This window comes from Bergeyella anatis (assembly GCF_036016955.1).
Taxonomy (GTDB): Bacteria; Bacteroidota; Bacteroidia; order Flavobacteriales; family Weeksellaceae; genus JAYWXI01.
The window spans coordinates 1-362 of sequence record NZ_JAYWXI010000171.1 but is presented as its reverse complement, the minus strand read 5'-3'; the positions used below and the strand labels follow the sequence as shown (position 1 = coordinate 362).

Annotated in this window: 1 pseudogene; it reads right to left on the bottom strand. The window is 45.9% G+C overall.

The window, feature by feature from the left end:
• A pseudogene (locus VQ048_RS12800) lies at nucleotides 1–362 on the bottom strand (hypothetical protein); the annotation flags it as partial.

Sequence of the window (362 nt, the reverse complement as noted above, 5' to 3'; positions counted from 1 at the left end):
CCCATTCTACTCGGGTAGGCACGTGATAACCATCAGGACAAGGGTTAGTATAAGTCTGCAACTGAGCATTATCATACAACGGGATACTTGGGTTTACTCTATTCCCTGTGGTTGCGGTTGGGTAAGTTACCAGCTCGTGCCCGTCAGCATCACGCCCCCACTGGAAGTGAGAACCATAAGCATTCTTATCCGTCAAACTGGTGGCTTGTTGCATAGGATTAAAAGCAGGAGAATTGAGGTTAGCATAGTCTGCCCCAAGGTTATTATTGAGCCAAGTTTTACCATCACTCCCCGTTATAGGAATATAGATAAACTGATGCTCTAATCTTCCGTTAGTCTGCACCCCAAACTTCTTATCCGGA